Raw genomic sequence first — 21734 nt, forward strand, 5'->3', positions numbered from 1 at the left:
GTTTAATATTTAACTTGTTTTTTTAAACAAAATATATATTTATTATTTATTTTTGTTTTGTTAATTTATAGCATGGAAAATATTAAACAAAATTTCAGTATTAAGGACTTAGAATCTTTAAGTGGCATCAAAGCTCACACTATCCGTATGTGGGAAAAACGCTACAAAGTTTTAGAGCCAAAAAGAACCGATACCAACATCAGAACTTACAATATCAATGGTCTTCAAAAGATATTAAACATTGCTTTTCTAAATGAAAATGGGTATAAAATATCTCGTATCTCAAAAATGTCTGAATTAGATATTAAAGATTTAGTACAACGTATCACTACAAGTAAAAGCAATTATAACAGAGCCGTCAAGTCTTTTAAAGTTGCCATGATGAATTTTGATCAATCAGTATTTTTAAAAACTTATGATGGTTTACTCGAAAACAATACCTTTAGAGAAATATATAACGATGTTTTTGTTCCCTTGCTTGAAGAAATTGGTTATCTATGGCAGATTGGAACAATTACTCCTGCACACGAACAGTTTATTTCAACTTTAATAAAACAAAAACTCTTTTTCAATATAGAAAAACTGCAATTTGAAAAACCTTCTAAAACAGATAAAGTATTTGTCCTTTTTTTGCCCGAAGAAGAAATTCATGACATAGGTTTATTTTACACAAATTATGAATTATTGTTACATGGCTATAAGGTGATTTTTTTAGGTCAAAGTTTACCAATGGAAGATTTATCTTACTTTTTAAAGCTATTTGATAACCCTATTTTTGTGTCTTATCTAACAGTAAAACCCGATAATGTTGAAGATTATATAGAAAGGTTTACAAAGCATATTTCCACAAAAGATAAATGTCAATATTGGCTATTAGGAAGAAAAGTTAATGAAATGCTTGAAAACCATTATAAATTCCCTCAACATGTCAAGGCTTTTAAAAATATTAACCAGCTGACTCTCAATCTTAAAAATGAATAAAACAGTTCACATTATCGGCTCAGGATTTTCATCTCTTTCAGCCTCGTGTTACCTTGCTAAAGCAGGTTTCAAGGTCAATATTTTAGAAAAAAACGACAGCATTGGAGGCAGAGCTCGTCAACTCAAACATAAAGGATTTACCTTTGATATGGGACCATCTTGGTATTGGATGCCCGATGTTTTTGAGCGATTTTTTTCAGATTTTAATACCAAACCACAAGACTTTTATCAACTCGACAAACTCAATCCAGGCTATCAAGTTTTTTTTGGGCAAAACGATGTTTTTAAAGTTGCTGACAACCTCAATGATCTTTACAAAACTTTTGATGATTTAGAAGATAATGGTGCTAAAAAACTTAAATCGTTTATAGATAAAGCCCGTTCTAATTATGACATTGCCATAAAAAAAATGGTTTACAAACCTGGTGAATCACCTTTAGAATTAGTAACCACTGAAACAATTTCTAAGTTAGGTCAGTTTTTTGGTAATATAGACAAAGACGTAGAAAAAAATTTTAAAAATCCTAAACTCAAACAAATTCTCAAATTTCCAGTACTATTCCTTGGTGCAAGACCAAAAGATACGCCTTCATTTTACAGTTTTATGAATTATGCAGATTTTGGATTGGGAACATGGCATCCCAAAGGTGGTATGTTTTCAGTTGTAGAAGCCATCAAAAATCTAGCAATATCACTTGGTGTTAATTTCAAAACAAATGCAAATGTTGAACACATTCATATAAATTCAAATAAACAAATTGAAAGCTTAAAAGTAAATGGTGAAAACATAACCACAGATATAGTTTTGTCAGGTGCTGATTACCACCATACCGAAACACTTTTGGATCCAAACTTCAGACAATATTCTGAAAACTACTGGAGCAAAAAAACATTTGCACCTTCTTCTCTACTCTTTTATGTGGGTTTTAATAAAAAATTAAAAAATATACATCATCACAATTTGTTTTTTGATGTTGACTTTGATCAACACGCCAACGATATATATAAAACTCCAAAATGGCCTGATCAACCATTGTTTTATGCTAATTTCACTTCATTAACAGACCCACAAACCGCACCTGTTGGTTGTGAGAATGGTTTCTTTTTAATTCCTCTCGCTACAGGTATTGAAGACTCTGAAAGCTTAAGAGATGAATATTTTCTTAAAATCATCACAAGGTTTGAAAAGTTAACCAATCAAAACGTGAAGAAAAACATTATATTTAAAAAATCATTCTGTGTTTCTGATTTTATAAAAGATTATAATTCATACAAAGGCAATGCTTATGGAATGGCAAATACATTGCTTCAAACTGCTTTTTTAAGACCAAAACTAAAAAGTAAAAAGGTGAACAATTTGTATTTTACAGGTCAACTCACTGTTCCTGGTCCAGGAGTGCCGCCTGCTTTAATTTCAGGAAAACTGGTCTCAGAATTAATAACGAAATATAATTAACTATGAAATTAATTTTTGATAATATCGCTAAATATTGTAGCAAAAAAGTTACTGAATCTTATAGCACATCATTTTCAACAGCTACAAAACTCCTTGCACCATCAATTCGTCAAGATATTTACAATATTTATGGTTTTGTAAGATTTGCTGACGAAATTGTTGACACCTTTCACGATTATGACAAAGCTTTTTTATTTAACGAATTTGAAAAACAACTTTATATAGCGATTGAACACAAAATCAGTTTAAATCCTATTCTCAATTCATTTCAAAAAACCGTTCATAAATACGATATTCCACCTCAACTTTATGAAGCATTTATGAGTAGTATGCGAAAAGATTTATATAAATCAAATTATAACTCCGTAGAAGAATACGAACAATATATTTATGGCAGTGCAGACGTTGTTGGCCTGATGTGTTTAAAAGTATTTGTAAAAGGTGATGACCAACTTTATAACGAACTAAAACACGATGCTAAAAAATTAGGATCAGCATTTCAAAAAGTAAATTTCTTGAGAGACCTCAAAGCTGATATTGAAGATTTAAACCGTACTTATTTTCCTAATGTCAATTTAGATAAGTTAGAAGAAGATGCTAAAATGAGAATAATTACAGAAATTGAAGAAGACTTCAAAGCGGGTTTAAGAGGTATTTCAAAACTCCCTATTGAAGCTAAATTTGGAGTTTATACTGCTTATATTTACTACTTAAAATTACTTTATAAACTTAAAAAAACACCTTCTTTACAAATAAAATCTAAAAGAATACGTGTAAATGATTGTCAAAAATTTGGTCTATTAGCACAATCTTTTATATCCTGTAGATTAAACTTAATTTAAATGATGACTATAATATATTCTATACTGATTTTTTTGGCTACTTTTTGTTTTATGGAATTTATGGCTTGGTTTAGTCATAAATATGTCATGCATGGTTTTTTATGGTCACTGCACAAAGATCACCACTTGAAAGATCATAAAAGTTGGTGGGAGAGAAACGACTTCTTTTTTATATTCTATGCCATTGTGAGTATGGTCTTTTTTTATTTAGATTATATAGGCTATTGGTTTGGATTACCCATAGCTTTAGGGATAACTGCATACGGTGCTACTTACTTTTTGGTGCATGATATTTTTATACACCAAAGGTTTAAAATTTTTAGAAATGCTAATAATTGGTATGCCAAAGCCATAAGAAGAGCACACAAAATACACCATAAACACCTAAGCAAAGAAGATGGCGAATGTTTTGGTATGTTGCTACCACCTATGCGTTTTTTTAAAAATCAAAAGTGAATTATATGCCATAAGATTACAAAAACTAATCTTAAAAAGACAACTAAATTTGAACTCCAATTAAAAATATCATTTATAAATTTCTTTGAATATTCTCTCACTGCCAGTATATTGATATTTGGTCTTGATTTTATTTTAACCTCAATCGCCCCACGATTTGACCTTTGGAATTTTGAATTATCTCCTATTCCTATTCAAAATAACATCAATTGATTTATTTTAGCCTTTGATTTCACTTTGCAGTTACAGGAATAAAATCTAAAGGTGATCAGCTATCATATCATGTAGTTCAGTTATTGTTTTTTATATCGTTTTATGTCTTTAAACACATTTCATTATATCATTATTGGAGCTGGTGCTTCTGGACTTCAATTGGCTTTAGCCATGTTGAAAGATGATTTTTTTAAATCTAAATCAATTGGTATAATTGAAAAGAAATCAAATCCAAAAAATGATAAAACATGGTGCTTTTGGGAAACTGGTCAAGGCTTATATGATAAGATTATATATAAATCATGGAAATCAGGCTATGTTATAGCTTGTAATAAAAAAATCGATTTTGATTTAGAAGAATATTCTTATAAAATGCTAAGATCAATTGATTTTTACAAACATGCCAAACACCTTATCGATCAATCTGAAAATATACATTTGATTGATGATGAAGTCATTGAGTTAGAAAACAAATCCAGTTTGGTTGATATCAAATGCAAAAAAAACAGCTTTCAAGCCAAACATGTTTTTGATAGTCGGCTACCTGAAAACTATAAACCTGAAAATAGCGTCAATATTCTTCAGCATTTCAAAGGTTGGTTTGTAGAAACTGAAAATAAAATTTTTAATCCTGAACAATTTTGTATGATGGATTATAACCTATCAAAAAATAATGAAACGAGTTTTATTTATGTTTTGCCTTTTAGTCAAAATCAAGCTTTAGTAGAATCAACTTTTTTTTCGCCAAAATTAGTTGAAGATGAAGTTTACAAAAAGTACATCAAAGCCTATTTAAAAGATGTTTTAAAGGTTAAATCTTTTGATATTCACGAAATGGAGCAAGGCATCATTCCCATGACAAGTTATCCTTTTTATAAAAATCATACAAATCAAATCACTAAAATTGGCACTTCAGGCGGTTGGGTAAAATCCTCTACGGGCTATTCATTTAAAAACGCTGAACGTATGGCTAAAAAAATAATAGAAAACATAAAGGCCGGTAATACACCACATCATAATTTATATAAAAAACGTTTTAAACATTACGATAAGTTGTTTCTAGATGTTTTATATCATCACAATCATTTTGGAGAAAAGCTATTTTATAAAATGTACAAACGCAATAACATCAAAGATATCTTTCAATTTCTAGACGAACAAAGCCATTTTCCTCAAGAATTAAAAATCATGTTTAGCATAACTTCATTTTACTTTATCAAAGCCTTTGTTAAACATGCTTTTCAAGGCTTTCAAATCAAATGAGTTGCAGTTGCTTCAAAATTTCACGCAACTCGCTCAACATCATTGCAGTAGCACCCCAAACAACGTGACCATTAAGATCAAAAATTGGAACTTGTTTTTCTTTATTATGGCTGGTTTGAATAGAACGCGTCTTAATACAAGAAGGCAATATAAAATCTTTCAATTTTACAGGAATAATTTTTTCAACTTCAGACTCTTGCTTAGTGAAAACTGGTTGATAATCAATTTTTGCTAAAGTCGGTTTGACTAAAAAATTTGAAGGCGGAATATATAATTCGGTCATAGGTCTAATAACTTCTACAGACGAAGATGCAACTCCAACCTCTTCTTCGGTTTCTCTGAGAGCTGTCTGAATCAGATTTCTATCTTCATTTTCATACCTGCCACCTGGCAAAGCCACCTGATTTGAATGCACACCTTTGTAAGTTTTTCTTAATATAAGCACAAAATTGACATCATCAGCACTATCAGGAAAAAAAAGTATTAATACTCCAGCTCGATTAGCATTTAAAAAATCGTATTTTTGAGTCAAAGAAATTTTTCTAGACTCTGGAGCCATTAGGGCTTGAGCTTTTTCTCCTGGTAAATCTATTTTCTTTATTTTTGGAAAAAATTGTTCAATATATGAAAACTGCATATCGATTTGTATTCGTTATTTTAATTATTACAACTATTGTAGCTTGTAAAAATGATTCAAAATCAAAACCAGATTCAAAATCTCAAAACACAAAAGTTGAAAACAAAGATAAGATTCCTAAAGTCAAAATTCCAGCTGGTGGCGAAAATGATGTAGATGTTTCTCACATCAAAACTTTAACTCAGGAAACCCTTGAGAACTATCTCAAAAGTTATGAAATAAAAAATCCTGAAACGATAGTTGAAGTCAAAACCCGTTTCGGTGATTTTAAAATTCAACTCTTTGCTGCTGAAAGATTACATCGCGTTAATTTTATTCGATTGACAAAATTAGGTTATTTTGACGACACATTTTTCCACCGGGTAGATAGTGGTTTTGTTGTTCAAGGTGGCAATAGTGATAAGCCAAGCACCCAAAAACTAAGAGCCAAAATAGGTGATTATTTAATTCCTAATGAATACAACCCACTACACAAAAACAAATATGGATTTGTTGGTATGGCGAAACCCACAAGCCAAAAAGTAAGCAATGCTTCGTCTCCATTTGAATTTTATATTGTAGTAAAAAAAGACGGAGCACATCATCTCGATAAAGAATTTACGGTGTTTGGTCGGGTTATAGAAGGTATGGATGTGGTTGAAAAAATTTCACAAGTTGAAGCCGACGCAAGCGAATGGCCTATAAAAAATATTCAAATGGACGTGAATGTTTTAAGATAAAAATGAAGACTTCAAACTGCCAAATGCGTGCTTTAGATAATCAATAATATCAGAGGCTGTCAAAGTTTGCATGTCATACTTTTCAACATATAAATCTGCCGCTTTGCCATGCAGATAAACCCCTAAAATAGAAGCATCAACTGATGAATAGCCTTGTGCCAACAATCCAGAAATAATTCCAGAAAGCGTATCGCCACTTCCCGCAGTTGCCATGCCTGCATTGCCTGTTGAATTGATGTATATATTTTTAGCATCAAAGATAAAAGTATAAGCATCTTTAGAAACTAAAATGACATCATATGTTTTTACAAATTGGGTGATTTTATCAAGTTTATCATTTTCATTTTTCCACTCACCAATCAATCGTTTTAATTCACCTTGATGTGGTGTTAAGATACTTTTAGAGGGCAAATCTTGAAGCAATTCTTGATGTTTTGATAAAATATTTATAGCATCTGCATCAATCAAGATGGGAGAATTTGTTTCTTTTATAATAAATTTAAGCGTTTCTAAAGCCTTATCAGACTGCCCTATTCCCATGCCAATACAACAATGTGAAGGTTGAAAATTCAATTGAATTGGGGAGATATATTTTTGATTTTCCGAAGCGACTACCATAGCTTCAGGAATATATTTTTGAATGATATCAACCCCACATTTTGGACTCAAAACACTTACTTTTCCAGCACCAGCTTTTAAGGCTCCTTTTGTTGTTAAACACACGCTACCCATCATCCCATATTGTCCTCCTATTATCAAAAGATGTCCATAATTTCCTTTATGAGAAAAGCGTTGACGTGTTTTTAAGAGATGTGAAGCAATATGATTGTCAACATATTTTGTACGACTTTCTAAATTTGATATAAAGCTTTTATCCAATCCAATATCAATGATTAAAATTTTACCCACACAATTGCCATAATCTGGAAAAAAGAAATTGAGTTTTGGACATTGAAAGGTTAAGGTGTATTGTGCTTGAAAAACCACTGCATTTTCTGGGGTTAATTTACTCAAAAACAAACCACTAGGCACATCTATAGCAATTTTTTTAGCTCGTTTTTGATTAGCAATGAGAATTATTTTTTTTACAAAATCAGGTAAACTTCGGTTTAAACCAATGCCAAAAATAGCATCGACAATAACATCTTGAGCATTAAAATCTAAAAATTTACTTTGCTTATTGAAATATTTGAGTTCAAAAGATTTGTCTTTTTGTAAACGTTCTAAATTCTTTTGACAATCTGAAGATAAGTTGTTTGTATATTGTATTAAATAAACTTGCACTTCATAACCCAATTGTTTTAAATGATAAGCTATTGATAAACCATCCCCGCCATTATTGCCACTTCCAGCTAATATGCTAACCTTCTCACCAAAATTGATGATTGTTTTGATAATATCTACTGCTCTTAACGATGCTCTTTCCATTAAATCCCAAGAATTAATAGATTCATTTTCAATGGTAAACTTATCTGCTTGCTGAAGTTGATTTGGTGTTAGTATTTTCATCGCATAATTATTTGAAATTCAAATAAAATTTTAAGTTCTAATTTATCATTTTTAAAACTTATAAACGATGAGATTAAGATAGTTTTTTGACAATCAAATGCAAAACATCAATTACGAAAACCTTATATTTGTAAATTGAAATAAAATATATATGAATTATGTCTGTAGCCAAAAAAACTTATAAGCGTATCACAGTAAAAAGCCTTGTAGATATGAAACAACGCGGAGAGAAAATAAGCATGCTTACCGCTTACGATTTTACCACTGCCAAAATTGTAGATAGTGTTGGCACAGATGTGATATTGGTTGGTGACTCAGCTTCAAATGTTATGGCTGGTCACGAAACCACTTTACCTATAACTTTAGACCAAATGATTTATCATGCTTCAAGTGTGGTTCGTGCTATAAAACACTCATTAGTGGTTGTAGATCTGCCTTTTGGAAGTTACCAAAGCGATCCTAAAGAAGCTTTACGTTCGGCAATTCGTATCATGAAAGAAAGCGGTGGACATGCCGTAAAATTGGAAGGTGGCAGCGAAGTTAAAGACTCGATAAAACGTATTCTCAAAGCGGGTATTCCTGTGATGGGTCATTTGGGTTTGACGCCCCAATCTATTTATAAGTTTGGCACTTACTCCGTTAGAGCCAAAGAAGAAGCCGAAGCCGAAAAGCTAAAAACAGATGCGTTGATGCTTGAAAAATTAGGATGTTTTGCTTTAGTCTTAGAAAAAGTACCTGCACATTTAGCCGAAGAAGTTGCCAAAAGTATTTCAATCCCCGTAATTGGCATCGGTGCTGGCAATGGTGTTGACGGGCAAGTTTTGGTTATCACTGATATGTTAGGCATGGACAAATCCTTTAGTCCACGATTTTTAAGACGCTACGCCGACTTGCACGAAATCATGAGCAAAGCTATAGAAACCTATAACGGCGATGTGAAATCTGGTGATTTTCCTAATGAAGACGAGCAGTATTAATGAATTTATGAATTATTCTTTTGCTCATGAGGTCGAGAAAAAATCATTGAAACAATCCCACAAAGCATTGCAAAACTCAAAAGGTAGATTCTCTAAATATTAGACCCGCTCAAATCGTTATGGTCTAACAAAATAACTCAATTAACTATAACCTAACAAGCAATGATATTTGTGACTATTCTCAAATATCTTACTTTTATTCAAAAAGTTCCTTTATAAATAAATAAGCTTAACTCGCAAAAGCCTCTTCAAAATATTGCATACTATTCTTAAGACGTTCAATAGTCAAATTAGTGATGCGTTTGTTGAGTGCACGATTGTTTTCTGCATAAATTAAATATTCGTCGTAGGTAAATAGCCCGATAAAAACACCTTTGATGATGTTGCGTAGTTTAGTATCGTTTTTTACGGCGTGCTCGATATAATCAAGTTGTTTTTGAAGGCTTAAAGTGTAGTAAACATTTTTGTGCTTTTTGATATAGTTTTTAAAAATCTCTAAAAGCAAATCGTTTTGCAGTTTGGCAATGGGTCTCAAAGTTTTGTTTTGAAAACTTTCTTCTTCAGATGTAAGTGAAGTCACTTGAGCACCGGAAATTACAGGTCTTAATTCAGATAATTGTTGACTTCTGTTTTCCATAATGTTGAGTTTTGATAAAATTAAAGATTATCAGAATGCAGTTTAAGGTCTATTTTTAGATGTTGTAAACAGGTTATTAACAATCTGTCTCGATACGCCCTGACTATAAATGTCGGGATGTGCTACTCCACATCTTCCATTTTAGCTCTGTTTTCTTTATATGGTCTAATAATCAAGCGTTCTGAACGGTCATAGTTGATATAGTTATAAACCCAATTTAAGAAAGTAACTAATCTATTTTTAACACCGATTAAAAACCACAAATGCACAAACATCCAAATATACCAAGCCACAAAACCACCGAGCTGAAATTTGCCAATATCAACAACGGCTTTATTTCGTCCAATAGTTGCCATTGATCCTTTATCTTTATATTCAAAAGGTTGCATTTTTTTGCCTTTTATGATATTTAAAATGTTTTTAGCCAATTGTCGCCCCTGTTGAATTGCAGGTTGAGCCACCATAGGATGACCTTTAGGATAATCTTCGCTTATCATCAAAGCTATATCTCCAATAGCAAATACATTCTCGTAACCTTCTACTTGGTTAAAGGTATTGACTTTGTAGCGGTTAGCTCCGTCTATCAAACTTTCAGCTTGCAAGCCTTTGACAGGCGAACCGTGAACGCCAGCACTCCATATAAAGTTTTCTGTCCAAAAGCATTTGCCTGTATTGGTGGTTACTTCACAATTTTTATAATCTTCTACCATAGTTTCCAAATGAATTTGCACGCCCATATCGGTCAAATATTTATGAGCATCGGCTGAAGATTCTTCACTCATAGGTGGTAAAACCCTATCTGAACCATCCAACAAATGGATTTCAATTTCTTCAATATCAAAATCTTTGTAGTCTTTTTTAACGATATGATTTTTTAATTCAGCAATAGCACCGCTCAATTCTACACCAGTTGGTCCTGCACCAGCAATTACAAAAGTGAGTAAGGCTTTGCGTTTATTCTTATCTTCTGTTATAGTGGCTTGCTCAAGATTTTCAAAAATCAAGCTTCTCAAATTCAGTGCTTGTGGCACGGTTTTCATCCATACGGCATTTTTCTCAACATTTTCATTGCCAAAAAAATTGGTTTTAGACCCTGTGGCAATCACCAAATAATCATAACTTATTTCGCCTATATTAGTTTCAATCAAGTGTTTATCAGCGTGAATTTGATTCACATCAGCCAATCTAAAATAACCGTTATTGCTTTTGTTAAGAAATTTTCTTAATGGAAAAGCAATTGAGTCTGGTTCTAAACCTGATGTTGATACTTGATACAAAAGTGGTTGAAAAGTGTGATAGTTGCGTTTATCTAACAAAACCAGTTGAACGGGTTTGTTCAATAATTTTCGCGTAAATGACAACCCACCAAATCCACCACCAATGACGACAACTCTAGGATATTTTGATTTTGGTATATTCATAAATACTAAATTTTTAAATATGTCTTATTTTAATAAATTTAATTACAATATTTTGTAACATTAAGAAAACTTTACTACTTATAGAATAACATCGACTTTGTGAAAGCTGAATTAGAGCAAAAATTTGTCAATCTTTTAGAAAAGCACCAAAACATCGTGCATAAAATTTGCCGTATGTATGCTGATAATGAAGCACAACACAAAGATTTGTTTCAAGATATTACGGTGCAATTATGGAAAGCTTATCCAAAATTTAGAGGCGATGCTAAGTTTTCGACTTGGATGTATCGTGTGGCTTTAAATACTGCGATTACTTTATATAGAAAACAAAAACGACAAGTTAAAACTCAAGATATTGAAAAAATAGGCTTTAAAATTGAAGCCGATTATTACGACGACACCACAGAGCAAAATTTAAAATTGATGTATGCGGCAGTAAAAGAATTGAATGATATTGACAAAGCTTTGGTGTTTTTGTATTTGGAAGATAAAAATTATACTGAAATCGCTAACACTTTGGGAATTTCTGAAGTCAACGCACGAGTGAAAATGAATAGAATAAAGAAAAAATTAAAAACCATTATAAATCCGTAAGATGGATGAACTTGAATTGTTAAAACAAGATTGGAAGCGACAGGAGAAGAACCTGCCTCATGTCAAAACCGATGAAATCTACAAAATGATGCATAAAAAATCGACTTCTATTGTCAAGTGGATTTTTATCATCAGTATAGCTGAGTTTGTGTTTTGGCTCGGTTTAGATTCTTTGAGTTTTTTTGATAACAGTCTCGATATTATTCAACAATTAGGTTTAGAATCATTTTACAGAATCTCTCTTATTGTTAATTATGCTATGATTGTCATTTTTATTGGCTTGTTTTTTAGGAATTTTAAAAAAATAAGCACCGATGATAATGTAAAGTCTTTGATGAAAAATATTATTACGACTCGTAAAACAGTAAAAGCTTATGTGTGGTTTAACGTCATTATTTTTGGAATTTCTTTTGTCATAGTCTCGATAGCAACTCTTAATCAAACTTTAGAAAATCAAACTTTAGAAGCTAAACTTTTAGGATATGGTATCTTGGTTGTTATTTTATCAATTCTACTCTTGATAATATTTGGATTTTATCGCCTTCTCTATGGCTTTTTAACCCGAAGACTATATAAAAATTATAAGGTTTTAAAGAAATTAGACCAAACCGATTAAACTTTAAAAAGACCGTTGAGTTCGGCGTCTATTTTATTAATAATATCGCCGAGATCTTCTGGCTGATCTACAAAGTTGATATCGTCAACATCTACAATCAACAAATTGCCTTTGTTGTAGTCGTGTATCCAAGCTTCATAGCGTTCGTTTAGGCGATTAAGATAATCTATGGAAATGGAATTTTCGTAATCTCGACCGCGTTTTTGAATTTGATTGACCAAGTTTGGGACAGTACTTCTCAAATAAATTAATAAATCTGGTGGTTTGGTTACCGATTCCATCAAATCAAATAAGGAACGATAGTTTTCATAATCCCGATTAGTCATCAAACCCATTGCGTGCAAGTTAGGTGCAAAAATAAAGGCATCTTCATAGATGGTTCTATCTTGAATAATGTCTTTGCCACTTTTTCTGATATCTAAAATTTGACGAAAGCGAGAATTGAGAAAATACACTTGCAGATTAAAAGACCAACGCGACATATCGTTGTAAAAATCTTCGAGATAAGGGTTTTCTAAAACATCTTCATATTGAGCTTCCCATTTAAAATGTTTAGCTAAAAGTTGAGTAAGCGTGGTTTTTCCTGCGCCAATATTCCCGGCAATAGCAACGTGCATGTAGTTTTATTTTGAAAGAATGGTATAGTTTATAACTTTTTTTCCGTCGTAAATATAGAGATTTTCACCAGCAAAAAAAAGATTTTTAGGTTCAAGACTTTTTATATTGAATGAATGTATAATTTGAAAATCTTTATTTATGATGTCTAAGTTTTCATTTGAATATAAAACAAGTTGATTTTTAAATAAATCAAAAGCTTTAATGTTTGTCTTTGGAATGCTTTTTACTAAACTTCCATAAATATTATAAACCAAAACACCATTTTTAGTCAATAAATAACATTGATTAAAATTGTTGGTCATATCTAAAATTTCATCATTTATAGGTAAAGACTTCGCCAGCGTTTTGTCAAAACGGTAGTCATATATTTCAAGTTGATTAAGGTCAATATTGTAAATCCAAAGACTTTGATCCTTTGAAGTGCCAGCAAAAGCGACATTTTTAAACGGAAAAGTAGCGTTGAAATCTTGACGGTCAATTTCGGTCATTCGGTTGTCTAACACCACAACGGTATTGGCTGATTGATAAAACAAAATAATTTTATTGGGATTTAAAATATCTACACGTTCTATTTCACCTAACTGAAAATCTTGAAACGCAATAGCATCTTGATTTTCAGGTGTTTTAAATAGCGTGTTATTTTTGATGTAATACAAGTTTTGAAACTTGTCTATTCCAACAAATTTATCGGCTTTTAGTGCAAAAGAATCAACAGCTTTTAATGTGGCGTTTTGGGAGAAAGCTTTTGAGATTACAATACTCAAAAAGCAAATAAAAAAAATAAGATTTAGACATTTCATATTTAAAAAATTACATTCAACAATTGAACTTAACTGTTTTTTAAATCACGTATTTTATTCATCAAAATAGGAATATTTTTTTGAATTATTCCCTATAACATTTCAGGTTCAACTGAATCATAAGCGTGTGAGATAATATTTCTTAATCCTATAATATTTTTTGAAGCAGTAATTTGTATGTTTGGATTAATCTCAACCATTTTCCGAATTGCTTCTCCTATAATCTCTAAATCTCGTTCAACTGCACGCTGCAAAATAATATTGTCTGAGAAATTGTTAAAGTTATTTTAGTTTTTTGTTTAATTGATTCTATCTCTTTAATTACACTTTCAACATCTAAAATATATTTAAGTAGTTTAGGCTGCATACAAATCTATCTTTGATTGATATATTTCTTCTTTTAAAACTGGGTTTTTGAGAGATTTATTAGATACAAGATCAACCTTTCTATTTAAAATACTTTCAAGCTGGTTGAGTAAAAAAAAATAGTTGTCTGCATAATCCAATACATTAATATCAGAAGAAAACTCAACAAGAAGGTCGATATCACTGTCTTTATGCAAGTTGTTTTTAGCAGCTGACCCAAACAAAGAAATAGCCTGAACATAATGCTGTTTAGATACTGCAATTATATCGTCAAGTTTATTTTGAATCAATTTATACATAAACCAAATATACACAAATATTTAAGTAAAGACTATCACTAACCTTAAAGTAGTCTTTAAAATAAGAGTTTAAGCCACGAATGCACTAATTTATCCTAAAATTATTAGTGTATTAATAGCGATAATTAAAAAAACTTGATTATTCTCAAAGTAAGAGTTTGAGCCACGAATGCACTAATTTATCCTAAAATTATTAGTGTATTAATAGCGATAATTAAAAAAAATTGATTATTCTCAAAGTAAGAGTTTAAGCCACGAATGCACTAATTTATCCTAAAATTATTAGTGTATTAATAGCGATAATTAAAAAAAATTGATTATTCTCAAAGTAAGAGTTTGAGCCACGAATGCACTAATTTATCCTAAAATTATTAGTGTATTAATAGCGATAATTAAAAAAAAATTGATTATTCTCAAAGTAAGAGTTTGAGCCACGAATACACTAATTTATCCTAAAATTATTAGTGTATTAATGGCGATAATTAAAAAAACTTGATTATTCTCAAAGTAAGAGTTTGAGCCACGAATGCACTAATTTATCCTAAAATTATTAGTGTATTAATGGCGATAATTAAAAAAACTTGATTATTCTCAAAGTAAGAGTTTAAGCCACGAATGCACTAATTTATCCTAAAATTATTAGTGTATTAATGGCGATAATTAAAAAAAATTGATTATTCTCAAAGTAAGAGTTTGAGCCACGAATGCACTAATTTATCCTAAAATTATTAGTGTATTAGTGGCTAAAGATAAAAGTTCAATTTTTACTTTATAAAGATTTATAAAAGCCAACTTTAAACCACAATCGATGTCTGAATCGATTGTCAACCAAATAATCATCAGTTCTGTAATCTAATCCAATTTCTAATTTGTTTTTGTCATTAAAATAAAATCCTAAGCTTCCTGTAACCCTGTTTTCTATATCATCTTCTGCACTTTGATACTTATAGATGATTTCATTGCTAAAACTGAGATATTTCTCACCTGGGTCAACTTCAAAACCTTGGAGCGGAATTTGACTTTTTATTCTATATCTTACTCGCCAAAGTGGTGCTGCATTTTTAAAAAAAGTTTGATCAGTTCTGATTCTATGACCAATCCTTAAATTTGATTCGCGTTGTAAAATTGAGATTTGCTGTATAGTTCTATTTGTATTTTCTCCATCTTGCATCCTGTATTGATAACCAATATCAACCTTGATAAAAGGGGTCAGTCGTCTTCCTAAGAAAGTTTGTAAATCAGTTTGCCGATGCTTGTATTTCCACTCATCGTTTAAAGACGATTGGTTATCATAAACACCATTCTGCGACTCTATTTTATGGGTTACAGAATACGTTTTATTAAGTTTATAACTCAGTGAAGCTTCAGGGAAAAACCCGCCAGTAAAGCGATTGTCTTGAGCAAACTGTTTTTGACAAACTAAAGCTAAAGCAATAGTAATTATTAAAAAAAGGGGATTTCTCATTAATAATCTAAAATGTCTGTAGATTTAATTTTTATTTTTCGACGGTTTATCAATTCTCCTTTGCTATCAAACAAACCTTCCCAAAGTTCTTTTCCTTTTTCGTTTTTTCCATAAAATTCAATTTCATAGTTTGTAGTGATATCTTCACTCATCTCATTTTCATCTATCATATCTTCTAAATCGTCGTTACTTCCCAAATACTGAATTTGAGTTTTTTTGATTTTGAATTTAGAATATGTATTTTTAAAATAGGTTTCAATTTGTTGTTTGGCTATGGATTCAATATCATCAAAATTGACTGTAACTTCAATGTTTATAATGTTTCCATCAGGATTAATTTCTACACTGTGTTTTCTTTTTTTATGTTTCAGTTTTGCTTCATAAGATTTTTTATCACCATCAGTTTGATAAAACCATTTTACCTTGTTTATGTCTTGATAAGCATCTTCAAACCAGTCTAAAACTTCAACGGGGACTTCGCTTTTTTTTATGCGCTTTTCTACCTCAACCTTGGTTTGGGTCCAAGCAAATTGAAAAGAAAACAAAATTAACAACAGATTTAAGGTAATTTTCAAATTTCTACTTTTTAGTGGGTTGATCTACAAAAGGTCTTTTCTCACGATTGGCGATTTCCCAAGCGGTATAAAAAATCAGTTTTGCACGTTTAGACAGAAGTTCATAATTGATTTTATCTGGCGTGTCTGTAGGTTGGTGATAATCTTCGTGTGTGCCGTTAAAGTAAAAAATTATTGGAATATCAAATTTGGCAAAATTGTAGTGATCGCTTCGGTAGTAAAAACGATTGGGGTCGTCTTTAGCGTTGTATTTATAATCTAAATCTAATTGAACGTATTTTTTATTAGTTGCTTCCGAAAGTTCGTGAAGTTCGGTGCTTAAACGGTCACTGCCTATCAAATACACATAATTAGGATTGTCTTTGTGACTGTCATCAACTCTACCAATCATATCCGTATTAAGATCAGCAACTGTGTTTTCAATCGGAAAAATAGGATTTTTAGAATAATACAACGAGCCAAGAAGTCCTTTTTCTTCGCCAGTAACGTGTAAAAACAAAATCCCGCGTTTAGGTTGATAACCATCATTTTCAGCTTCTTTAAAGGCTTTAGCAATCTCCATCAAAGCCACCGTGCCAGAACCGTCGTCGTCTGCACCGTTGTAGATTTGATTATCTTTCATACCAACGTGGTCATAATGTGCAGAAAGCACTAAAATCTCGTCAGTTGAACCATCACCTTCAATAAATGCGACTACATTTTCTGAATCAGGTAATTTATCATTAAAAAAAGAAGATGGAATATCTTGGTAGTAATCCTCATTGCCCAAAGGTGATTTCACGCCAATAGATTGATAGAAGTTTTTGAGATATTCGGCTGCTTTTTTTTGTCCAGCTTTACCAGTATCTCGCCCTTCAAATTCATCTGAAGCAAAGGTGTAAAGCTTGTTTTTAAGCGATTGTGGTTTGATGGTCTCGGCGTATTTTTCTGGATTAACTTCGGTAATATCCTTTTGGGCTTTGCAACCTATGGCAATAAAAATGCTCAAGCTTATTATTAATGTCTTCATGAAATTTGATTTAAATGCTAAAATACAAATCCCAACCTTAAAATAAATCTGTTTTAGAATATTTATATTATGTAATTTAGTTAAGTTGAATGTTAAATATTTATCAGATTAGAGACATCACCTATTATAATTTTTTGTACAAGATTCTGTATTAATTTTAACTTCGTTTTGTTTTTGTATGAGGGTCTTTTTGGGTATGGAAGAAATCAGTAACATAGACTGTTTTTGTGACCTCATTAATAAAATAAACAATTTTAACAGTGTACGCTTAGTAATATAATAAATTATAGTTCTGAATTCTTTATTAAAGCCAGCTAAGTCTTCTTCCAATCGTCCTCTTTGAGGATTGAATTTCAGAGACATTGCCATTAAAATGATATCATCTGATTTTTTATTCGCACTTTCAACGCTATGGGTTTTGTATAAATGAGACAGAAGTTCCCAGTAATACTGCTCTGCTTTTTAGGTAATTTCTACTTTATATTTTGTTTGCTCTTCCAACGTTCTGCCTCAATTTTAAAATCTGCGACAGGTCGTGTCTCACCTTTGTCTAAAGCTACTAAAGAGTCTTGAGTTCGATCTTGTATGTTGTGTAAATTAGATTTATAAAATGTATTGGATTCTTCTTGAAAAACTCTTTTTAACTTTGACAACAAACTTTCATTGTTTACCTGTAATAACAGATGCATTAATTCTAATTTCGTGGTTTCGATATCCATAATAATGCTTTTATATAACAAATATAAAATTATTCTCTGAAGATTAGATTTATGAAAATATAAACATATAGTGAAAATTTCAGTTTTGTCCCTTTACTTAAAGTAAAAAAATCGCTTTTATGAATTTATAAACCTATAGAAATCTTATGAAGTTTTTAAAATTTAACTGAAGAAGATTGTTTGTCCCGCTCTACTAATTCAATTGCTTTTTTCATCTGTTTAAATGTTACTTTAATATCATAGTCTAACCCAATTGAAAATCGCACTAAACCTTCAGAAAGTCCCATTTCTTGTTGTTCTTCTTCAGAAATTTCACTTGAAGTTGATGTTCCAGAAGCACTGAATAAAGTTTTGTAAAAGCCTAAACTCACGGCTAAATACCCTAAGTTTTGATGTTGCATCATCTCCATAATAGCATTGGCTTTTTCAAGTGTTTCAAAATCAATAGTCATAATACCACCATAACCTATATCAGGAAAAAGATAATTTGAAATAATGTTGTGTTGTGGATGTGATTTTAAACCAGGGTAACTAACTTTATAGCCAAGTGCTTCAAATTGTTCAGCGAGATATTGTGCATTTTGTGAATGTTTTTGCATACGAATCGGAAGCGTTCTTAAATTTTTCAAAATAGAAGCCGCTCGCCAACTATCTAAAGTTTGCCCTAATAACATCGCCAAACCTGTATTGACATCTTTTAGGTTTTCAACAAACTCAGATGAGGCACAAACTGCACCAGCAACTGTGTCCGAGCTTCCGTTAATAAATTTAGTTAAGCTGTGAATCACAACATCGGCACCAAAGTTTGCGGGTTGAAACATCAAAGGTGAAAAAGTATTATCGACTACAAATTGGGCTTGGTTTTGTTGAGCAATTTCAGAAACTGCTTTAAAATCGATTATTCCTAATAATGGATTGCTTACAGATTCTCCATATAGCATTTTGGTGTTTGGAGTTATGGCTTTTTTAATGGCTTCACAATTTGTAAAATCAACAAATGTTGTTTCGATTCCAAATTTGGGTAAAACATTTTTTAGAAACGCATAAGTTCCACCATAAATGGTTCGGCTGGCAACGATATGATCACCTTGTTGACAGATTTGTAAAACCGTAGAAGTAATTGCTCCCATTCCAGAAGCAAAGACTGTAGCATCTTCGGTGTTTTCCATTTTGGCTAAAGCTGAACTCAAGTAAAGATTACTCGGCGATGTATGACGACTGTACAAAAAACAACCATCTGTATTGCCCTCAAAGGTGTCACTCATACTTTTGGCTGTCATAAATGTGTATGTTGAACTATCGGATATTGATGGATTGACGCCACCATACTCACCAAAAAATTGTAAGTCTTGAATTTGTTTTGCGGGATGATTTGACATGATAAAAATAATTTACCACTAAATTAAAATAAACTAATTTTATTTACAATAGATATTATTATATTTAGTTTTATTTACTATATTTTTTTTATTTATAGAAAATATATCTAATTTTAACAACCTAAATAACACATATTAAATAATTTATCATGACAAAAATTGACGAAAGAGATAAGCAGATTTTAATGTTGCTTCAAACCGATGCCAACCAGACGACAAAACAGATTGCTGCTAAAATAAAACTCTCACAAACAGCAGTTTATGAACGCATAAAACGTTTAGAACGAGAAAAACTCATCACCAACTATGTAGCTCTTTTAGATTTAGATAAAGTGGAAAAAGCCTTTACAACTTTCTGTATGGTAAAATTGGTCAACCACACCAAAAAGAGTTTAGTTCATTTTGAAAAAGATATTTCAACCTTAGATGAAATCACTGAATGTTATCATATTAGTGGTGAATATGATTACTTGCTTAAAGTAAATGTTAAAAACATTAAAGCCTACAGACAGTTTATGGTAGAAAAACTAACGTCTATTCCTTTTATCAGTAGCACTCAAAGTGCATTCAATATCAATACAGTTAAATACAGCACTGCGATTTCTTTGACATAATTTTATCAATTTTGCCCTATTAAATATTTATATTTGAAATAAAACACTTTATGGCTTTTCAAACTCAAAATCCTTATACATCAGAAACTTTAAATCACTTTAACCCTTTAAATCTAAGTGATATAAAAAACCATATCACCAAAGCTCATCAAAGGTTTTTAAAATCTAAGCTCAAGAACCCAAAACATAGAGAAGAAAAAATGCGAGGTTTGGCTGAATTACTCAAACAAAACAAGACCAAATTAGCCAAGCAAATCACTTTAGAAATGGGGAAACCAATAGCTGAAGCTGTAGCCGAAATTGAAAAATGTGCTTGGGTATGCGAGTTTTATGCTAAAAATGCTTCATCGTTTTTAGAAACAAAAACCATTAAAACCGACGCCAAACAATCTTACGTCTTAAAAGAACCCATAGGTGTGATTCTTGCTATAATGCCGTGGAATTATCCGTTTTGGCAAGTTTTCAGGGTCATTGCCCCAAATCTTATGTTGGGCAATAGTGTTTTAATCAAACATGCACCAAATGTTCTCGGTTGCGGTGAAATGATTCAAAAACTTGTTGAAGACGCTGGTTTTGAATCACATTCAGTCACTCATCTTATAGTTGAAGTTGACCAAATTAAAAAAATCATCAATCATAATTTGATTAAAGGAGTTACTTTAACCGGCAGCACCAAAGCTGGCAGCATAGTGGCAAGTCAAGCTGGAAAAGCCATTAAAAAAAGTGTTTTAGAACTCGGTGGCAACAATGCATTAGTGGTGTTTGAAGATGCTGATTTAGATAAAGCAGCTGAAATATGTGTAAAAGCCCGTTTTCAAAACACAGGTCAAAGTTGTATTGCGGGCAAACGGCTTTTGGTTCACAATACTATTTATGATAAATTTTTAGAAAAAATTAAAATCCATATCCAAAATCTAAATATTGGAAATCCACTTGACGAAACAATAGATATCAGCGTTTTAGCGAGAAAAGATATAGCAGAAAACTTAAAGTCTCAACTTGATAAATCAGTTGAAATGGGTGCTAAAATCATCTTAGGCGGTCAACAAGACAATACTTTTTTTGAGCCTACTTTAGTTGAAAATGTATCTGTTGATATGCCGATTTTTAATGAAGAAACTTTTGGCCCTTTATTGGCTGTAACAAGTTTTAAAACTGAAGAAGAAGCTATTCAACTCATCAATCATTCAAATTATGGTCTTGGCGTAAGTCTGTTTACAAAAGATAATTCTAAGTATAAACGACTCATTCCACAAATTGAAGACGGTGCTGTTTTTGTCAATTCACTGGTTAAAAGTGATCCTCGACTGCCTTTTGGCGGAACAAAACATTCAGGCTATGGTCGCGAATTGGGTCACGAAGGTATTTTAGAATTTGCTAATATTAAAACGGTTTATATTCAATAATTTTAATCAAAACCTCACAGGTTTTCAAAACCTATGAGGTTTAACTAATAATATAAAAAATATTTTATGAAAAAATTAAACAACGAACAAATTGAAAAGAAGTTAGAACATTTCCCAAACTGGTCTTATGAAGACGATGCTATTCACATCAGTTTTGAGTTTG

The 21734-nt window shown here is 31.4% G+C and carries 23 protein-coding genes and 1 pseudogene; 11 read left to right on the forward strand and 13 right to left on the reverse strand.

What is annotated here, in order from left to right; genetic code table 11:
• Positions 1-72: 72 nt before the first annotated feature.
• The 5 genes from ACSSV5_RS10295 (at position 73) to ACSSV5_RS10315 (ending at position 5211) form a co-directional block, all read left to right on the forward strand.
• Positions 73-981 carry a MerR family transcriptional regulator gene (locus ACSSV5_RS10295; protein WP_211065993.1) on the forward strand — a complete coding sequence of 303 codons (909 nt, stop codon included), beginning with the start codon at positions 73-75 and terminating at the stop codon, positions 979-981.
• Positions 974-2437 (forward strand): phytoene desaturase family protein, encoded by a 1464-nt coding sequence (locus tag ACSSV5_RS10300; protein WP_454245805.1) that lies wholly within the window; start codon positions 974-976, stop codon positions 2435-2437. The genes ACSSV5_RS10295 and ACSSV5_RS10300 overlap by 8 nt, the downstream gene beginning before the upstream one ends.
• Positions 2438-2439: 2 nt before the next feature.
• Positions 2440-3279 carry a phytoene/squalene synthase family protein gene (locus tag ACSSV5_RS10305; RefSeq protein ID WP_454245806.1) on the forward strand — a complete coding sequence of 280 codons (840 nt, stop codon included), beginning with the start codon at positions 2440-2442 and terminating at the stop codon, positions 3277-3279.
• 3 nt (positions 3280-3282) lie between these two features.
• Positions 3283-3735 (forward strand): sterol desaturase family protein, encoded by a 453-nt coding sequence (locus ACSSV5_RS10310; RefSeq protein WP_211066816.1) that lies wholly within the window; start codon positions 3283-3285, stop codon positions 3733-3735.
• 315 nt (positions 3736-4050) lie between these two features.
• Positions 4051-5211 (forward strand): lycopene cyclase family protein, encoded by a 1161-nt coding sequence (locus tag ACSSV5_RS10315; protein WP_454245807.1) that lies wholly within the window; start codon positions 4051-4053, stop codon positions 5209-5211.
• Here the strand turns inward: ACSSV5_RS10315 and ACSSV5_RS10320 are convergent.
• Positions 5204-5848 (reverse strand): NUDIX hydrolase, encoded by a 645-nt coding sequence (locus ACSSV5_RS10320; RefSeq protein WP_211065989.1) that lies wholly within the window; start codon positions 5846-5848, stop codon positions 5204-5206. The two genes, ACSSV5_RS10315 and ACSSV5_RS10320, sit on opposite strands and share 8 nt — an antisense overlap.
• Between ACSSV5_RS10320 and ACSSV5_RS10325 the strand changes: the two genes are divergently transcribed.
• Positions 5836-6567 (forward strand): peptidylprolyl isomerase, encoded by a 732-nt coding sequence (locus ACSSV5_RS10325; protein ID WP_454245808.1) that lies wholly within the window; start codon positions 5836-5838, stop codon positions 6565-6567. The two genes, ACSSV5_RS10320 and ACSSV5_RS10325, sit on opposite strands and share 13 nt — an antisense overlap.
• Here ACSSV5_RS10325 and ACSSV5_RS10330 read toward each other — a convergent pair.
• Positions 6559-8076 (reverse strand): NAD(P)H-hydrate dehydratase, encoded by a 1518-nt coding sequence (locus ACSSV5_RS10330; RefSeq protein WP_211065983.1) that lies wholly within the window; start codon positions 8074-8076, stop codon positions 6559-6561. The two genes, ACSSV5_RS10325 and ACSSV5_RS10330, sit on opposite strands and share 9 nt — an antisense overlap.
• Positions 8077-8234: 158 nt before the next feature.
• On the opposite strand from ACSSV5_RS10330, the gene panB reads away from it, so the two are divergent.
• A complete protein-coding gene (panB, locus tag ACSSV5_RS10335) occupies positions 8235-9053 on the forward strand; it encodes a 3-methyl-2-oxobutanoate hydroxymethyltransferase (protein WP_454245809.1) in 819 nt (272 codons plus the stop codon).
• Between the two features lie 229 nt (positions 9054-9282).
• On the opposite strand, the gene ACSSV5_RS10340 is transcribed toward panB, so the two are convergent.
• Together ACSSV5_RS10340 and ACSSV5_RS10345 are read right to left on the reverse strand one after the other, a co-directional pair.
• Positions 9283-9690, reverse strand: coding sequence for a glyoxalase (locus ACSSV5_RS10340; protein WP_211065981.1), 408 nt, complete (start codon positions 9688-9690; stop codon positions 9283-9285).
• A 122-nt stretch (positions 9691-9812) separates the two neighbouring features.
• Positions 9813-11111, reverse strand: a complete 1299-nt coding sequence (locus ACSSV5_RS10345) for an NAD(P)/FAD-dependent oxidoreductase (protein WP_211065980.1) — start codon at positions 11109-11111, stop codon at positions 9813-9815.
• A 99-nt stretch (positions 11112-11210) separates the two neighbouring features.
• On the opposite strand from ACSSV5_RS10345, the gene ACSSV5_RS10350 reads away from it, so the two are divergent.
• Both ACSSV5_RS10350 and ACSSV5_RS10355 read left to right on the forward strand, forming a co-directional pair.
• A complete protein-coding gene (locus ACSSV5_RS10350) occupies positions 11211-11705 on the forward strand; it encodes an RNA polymerase sigma factor (RefSeq protein WP_211065979.1) in 495 nt (164 codons plus the stop codon).
• Between the two features lies 1 nt (position 11706).
• Entirely contained in the window at positions 11707-12321 is a 615-nt protein-coding gene (locus ACSSV5_RS10355; protein ID WP_211065978.1) for a hypothetical protein, read from the forward strand.
• Here ACSSV5_RS10355 and ACSSV5_RS10360 read toward each other — a convergent pair.
• The 9 genes and pseudogenes from ACSSV5_RS10360 to ACSSV5_RS10400 all read right to left on the reverse strand — a co-directional run bounded on the left by ACSSV5_RS10360 (position 12318) and on the right by ACSSV5_RS10400 (position 19551).
• Complete coding sequence (locus ACSSV5_RS10360; protein ID WP_454245810.1) at positions 12318-12938, reverse strand: deoxynucleoside kinase; 621 nt, start codon at positions 12936-12938, stop codon at positions 12318-12320. The genes ACSSV5_RS10355 and ACSSV5_RS10360 overlap by 4 nt on opposite strands.
• A 6-nt stretch (positions 12939-12944) precedes the next feature.
• Entirely contained in the window at positions 12945-13703 is a 759-nt protein-coding gene (locus tag ACSSV5_RS10365; protein ID WP_454245811.1) for a hypothetical protein, read from the reverse strand.
• 128 nt (positions 13704-13831) lie between these two features.
• Positions 13832-14011, reverse strand: a pseudogene (locus ACSSV5_RS10370) (HepT-like ribonuclease domain-containing protein); the annotation flags it as partial.
• Between the two features lie 84 nt (positions 14012-14095).
• A complete protein-coding gene (locus ACSSV5_RS10375; protein ID WP_454245812.1) occupies positions 14096-14404 on the reverse strand; it encodes a nucleotidyltransferase family protein in 309 nt (102 codons plus the stop codon).
• 769 nt (positions 14405-15173) lie between these two features.
• Positions 15174-15869, reverse strand: a complete 696-nt coding sequence (locus tag ACSSV5_RS10380; RefSeq protein ID WP_454245813.1) for a DUF2490 domain-containing protein — start codon at positions 15867-15869, stop codon at positions 15174-15176.
• Positions 15869-16444 (reverse strand): hypothetical protein, encoded by a 576-nt coding sequence (locus ACSSV5_RS10385; RefSeq protein WP_211065974.1) that lies wholly within the window; start codon positions 16442-16444, stop codon positions 15869-15871. Before ACSSV5_RS10385 ends, ACSSV5_RS10380 begins: the two co-directional genes overlap by 1 nt.
• Before the next feature lie 4 nt (positions 16445-16448).
• Positions 16449-17453 (reverse strand): M28 family metallopeptidase, encoded by a 1005-nt coding sequence (locus ACSSV5_RS10390; RefSeq protein ID WP_454245814.1) that lies wholly within the window; start codon positions 17451-17453, stop codon positions 16449-16451.
• Positions 17454-17926: 473 nt separating this feature from the next.
• The gene (locus ACSSV5_RS10395) at positions 17927-18172 is read right to left on the reverse strand and encodes a hypothetical protein (protein WP_454245815.1); all 246 of its coding nucleotides are present in this window, start codon (positions 18170-18172) and stop codon (positions 17927-17929) included.
• Positions 18173-18327: 155 nt separating this feature from the next.
• Complete coding sequence (locus ACSSV5_RS10400) at positions 18328-19551, reverse strand: aminotransferase class I/II-fold pyridoxal phosphate-dependent enzyme (RefSeq protein WP_454245816.1); 1224 nt, start codon at positions 19549-19551, stop codon at positions 18328-18330.
• Between the two features lie 149 nt (positions 19552-19700).
• Between ACSSV5_RS10400 and ACSSV5_RS10405 the strand changes: the two genes are divergently transcribed.
• Together ACSSV5_RS10405 and ACSSV5_RS10410 are read left to right on the forward strand one after the other, a co-directional pair.
• A complete protein-coding gene (locus ACSSV5_RS10405; RefSeq protein WP_454245817.1) occupies positions 19701-20165 on the forward strand; it encodes an Lrp/AsnC family transcriptional regulator in 465 nt (154 codons plus the stop codon).
• Between the two features lie 50 nt (positions 20166-20215).
• Entirely contained in the window at positions 20216-21571 is a 1356-nt protein-coding gene (locus ACSSV5_RS10410) for an NAD-dependent succinate-semialdehyde dehydrogenase (protein WP_454245818.1), read from the forward strand.
• Positions 21572-21734 lie beyond the last annotated feature (163 nt).

This window comes from Psychroflexus sp. MBR-150 (assembly GCF_053628795.1).

What these genes read in the sequence shown, in the direction of transcription:
- ACSSV5_RS10305 (WP_454245806.1), top strand. Translation starts at nt 2,440, where the DNA reads ATGAAATTAATTTTTGATAATATCGCTAAATATTGTAGCAAAAAAGTT.
- ACSSV5_RS10330 (WP_211065983.1), bottom strand. Translation starts at nt 8,076, where the DNA reads ATGAAAATACTAACACCAAATCAACTTCAGCAAGCAGATAAGTTTACC.
- ACSSV5_RS10380 (WP_454245813.1), bottom strand. Translation starts at nt 15,869, where the DNA reads ATGAGAAATCCCCTTTTTTTAATAATTACTATTGCTTTAGCTTTAGTT.
- ACSSV5_RS10310 (WP_211066816.1), top strand. Translation starts at nt 3,283, where the DNA reads ATGACTATAATATATTCTATACTGATTTTTTTGGCTACTTTTTGTTTT.
- ACSSV5_RS10315 (WP_454245807.1), top strand. Translation starts at nt 4,051, where the DNA reads ATGTCTTTAAACACATTTCATTATATCATTATTGGAGCTGGTGCTTCT.
- ACSSV5_RS10405 (WP_454245817.1), top strand. Translation starts at nt 19,701, where the DNA reads ATGACAAAAATTGACGAAAGAGATAAGCAGATTTTAATGTTGCTTCAA.
- ACSSV5_RS10295 (WP_211065993.1), top strand. Translation starts at nt 73, where the DNA reads ATGGAAAATATTAAACAAAATTTCAGTATTAAGGACTTAGAATCTTTA.
- ACSSV5_RS10355 (WP_211065978.1), top strand. Translation starts at nt 11,707, where the DNA reads ATGGATGAACTTGAATTGTTAAAACAAGATTGGAAGCGACAGGAGAAG.
- ACSSV5_RS10320 (WP_211065989.1), bottom strand. Translation starts at nt 5,848, where the DNA reads ATGCAGTTTTCATATATTGAACAATTTTTTCCAAAAATAAAGAAAATA.
- ACSSV5_RS10410 (WP_454245818.1), top strand. Translation starts at nt 20,216, where the DNA reads ATGGCTTTTCAAACTCAAAATCCTTATACATCAGAAACTTTAAATCAC.
- ACSSV5_RS10395 (WP_454245815.1), bottom strand. Translation starts at nt 18,172, where the DNA reads ATGGATATCGAAACCACGAAATTAGAATTAATGCATCTGTTATTACAG.
- ACSSV5_RS10390 (WP_454245814.1), bottom strand. Translation starts at nt 17,453, where the DNA reads ATGAAGACATTAATAATAAGCTTGAGCATTTTTATTGCCATAGGTTGC.
- ACSSV5_RS10375 (WP_454245812.1), bottom strand. Translation starts at nt 14,404, where the DNA reads ATGTATAAATTGATTCAAAATAAACTTGACGATATAATTGCAGTATCT.
- ACSSV5_RS10325 (WP_454245808.1), top strand. Translation starts at nt 5,836, where the DNA reads ATGAAAACTGCATATCGATTTGTATTCGTTATTTTAATTATTACAACT.
- ACSSV5_RS10345 (WP_211065980.1), bottom strand. Translation starts at nt 11,111, where the DNA reads ATGAATATACCAAAATCAAAATATCCTAGAGTTGTCGTCATTGGTGGT.
- ACSSV5_RS10340 (WP_211065981.1), bottom strand. Translation starts at nt 9,690, where the DNA reads ATGGAAAACAGAAGTCAACAATTATCTGAATTAAGACCTGTAATTTCC.
- ACSSV5_RS10400 (WP_454245816.1), bottom strand. Translation starts at nt 19,551, where the DNA reads ATGTCAAATCATCCCGCAAAACAAATTCAAGACTTACAATTTTTTGGT.
- ACSSV5_RS10300 (WP_454245805.1), top strand. Translation starts at nt 974, where the DNA reads ATGAATAAAACAGTTCACATTATCGGCTCAGGATTTTCATCTCTTTCA.
- ACSSV5_RS10360 (WP_454245810.1), bottom strand. Translation starts at nt 12,938, where the DNA reads ATGCACGTTGCTATTGCCGGGAATATTGGCGCAGGAAAAACCACGCTT.
- panB (WP_454245809.1), top strand. Translation starts at nt 8,235, where the DNA reads ATGTCTGTAGCCAAAAAAACTTATAAGCGTATCACAGTAAAAAGCCTT.